Genomic DNA, 2,166 nt, shown 5'->3' on the forward strand with positions numbered 1-2,166 from the left:
GGCGACCCCGGGCTCATCACCCTGCGCGGCCTCCGCGCCCTCGAGGCGGCCGACGTGATCGTCGCCGACCGCCTCGGCGCGCGCGCCGTGCTCGACGGGCTCGCCGCCGAGGGCGTGCAGCTCTCGGCCGAGGTCGTCGACGTCGGAAAGCTGCCCGGCCACCACGCGGTGCCGCAGGACGCCATCAACGAGCTGCTCGTCACGCTCGCGCAGGGCGGCAGGCGGGTCGTCCGCCTCAAGGGCGGGGACCCCTACGTCTTCGGTCGCGGCGGCGAGGAGCTCGCGTACTGCCGCGAGCGCGGCGTCGACGTCGAGGTCGTGCCGGGCATCACGAGCGCCGTCTCGGTGCCCGCGATCGCCGGCATCCCGCTCACGCACCGCGGGCTCGCGACGACGTTCACGGTCGTCACGGGCCACGACCAGATCCGCGCGCTGGGTGGCGGACGCGACCACACGGTCGTGCTGCTCATGGGCGTCGGAACGCTCGCGAACTCCGCGATCACGCTCGCCCGCGGCGAGCGCGGGAGCGAGTGCCCCGTCGCGATCGTGGAGGATGGGTACGGCCCTCGCCAACGAGTGACGATCGGCACGCTCGACACGATCGCCCACCAGGCGGCGGTGCGGGGCGTGCGGTCGCCCGCGGTCGTGGTGGTCGGCGACGTCGTGCGGCTGAGCCCGTACGCGCCCGCCGAGCTCGCGGCATCCGCCCTCACGGCGCCGCCGGCCATCGACTGACCCGCCGTCCACCCCGTCCCGTCCAGCCCTTCCCCTGCACTCCTCCGAAAGGCCATGCCCCCATGACCCTCTCCCTCCGTGTCGCGATCGTCGGCGCCGGCCCCGCCGGCATCTACGCGGGCAACATCCTCCGCCGCCAGGTCGACGAGGCCGGCGGCGAGGTCGCGATCGACCTGTTCGAGTCGCTGCCCGCGCCGTACGGCCTGATCCGCTACGGCGTCGCGCCCGACCACCCGCGCATCAAGGGCATCGTGAACTCGCTGCACGAGATGCTCGACGAGGGCACGATCCGCCTCATCGGCAACGTCGAGGTGGGCCGCGACGTCACGGTCGACGAGCTGCGCGAGCGCTACGACGCCGTGATCTTCGCGACGGGCGCCCTGAAGGACGCTCCGCTCGAGATCCCCGGCATCGACCTGCCCGGCTCGTACGGCGCGGCCGACCTCGTGGCCTGGTACGACGGGCACCCCGACGTGCCGCGCGACTGGCCGCTCGAGGCCGAGTCGATCGCGGTGATCGGCAACGGCAACGTGGCGCTCGACGTGGCGCGGGTGCTCGCGAAGCACCCGGCCGACCTGCTCTCGACCGACATCCCGGCGAACGTGCACGCGGGGCTGCTGGCCTCGCCCGTGACCGACGTGCACGTGTTCGGCCGTCGCGGGCCGTCGCAGGTGAAGTTCACGCCGATCGAGCTGCGCGAGCTGGGCGAGGTGCCCGACGTCGACATCGTCGTGTACGACGACGACTTCGCGCGGGCCGAGGGCGACGAGCACGCCGCGCACCTGCTCGCGACGAACAACCAGGTCAAGGTGATGACGCGCACGCTCAACGGATGGCGCAAGCCCTCCGACTGGGAGCCGACCGCGTCGCGCCGACTGCACCTGCACTTCTTCCACTCGCCCGTCGAGGTGCTCGGCACCGACGCCGTCGAGGGCGTGCGCTTCGAGCGCACCCGTCCGGTCGGCGACGGCTCGGTCGTCGGCACGGGCGAGTTCGTCGACGTGCCCGTGCAGGCCGTGTACCGCGCGGTCGGCTACGCGAGCTCGCCGATCGCGGGCGTGCCGTTCGACGAGTCGGCGCGCGTGATCCCCAACGACGGCGGCCGGGTGACGGATGCCTCCGGCGCCCCCGTCGCCGGCGTCTACGCCACCGGCTGGATCAAGCGCGGCCCCGTCGGGCTCATCGGGCACACCAAGGGCGACGCCCTCGAGACGATCACGAACCTGGTGGCCGACGCGCGCGCGGGCGTGCTCGCGTCGCCCGGGGTCGCACCGACGGTCGATGCGGCCGAGGGCGACGAGGTGCTCGAGCTGCTCGAGGCCCGCGGCATCCGCTTCACGACCTGGGCCGGATGGCTCGCGCTCGACGCGCACGAGCGCTCGCTCGGCGAGGCGTTCGAGGGTCCGGTCGCGCGCGAGCGCGTGAAGGTCG

Annotated in this window: 2 protein-coding genes; both read left to right on the forward strand. The window is 73.8% G+C overall.

Translation table 11 applies throughout. The features are described from left to right. The coding region (gene cobA / locus ESO86_RS15825; protein ID WP_129235820.1) for a uroporphyrinogen-III C-methyltransferase at positions 1 to 735 on the forward strand (735 nt) is incomplete at its 5' end. Positions 736 to 797: 62 nt separating this feature from the next. Beyond that, on the forward strand, positions 798 to 2,166 hold a 1,369-nt coding region (locus tag ESO86_RS15830), incomplete at its 3' end, for an FAD-dependent oxidoreductase (RefSeq protein WP_129235821.1).

It is taken from the genome of Agromyces binzhouensis (genome assembly GCF_004135055.1).
Classification (GTDB): domain Bacteria; phylum Actinomycetota; class Actinomycetes; order Actinomycetales; family Microbacteriaceae; genus Agromyces; species Agromyces binzhouensis.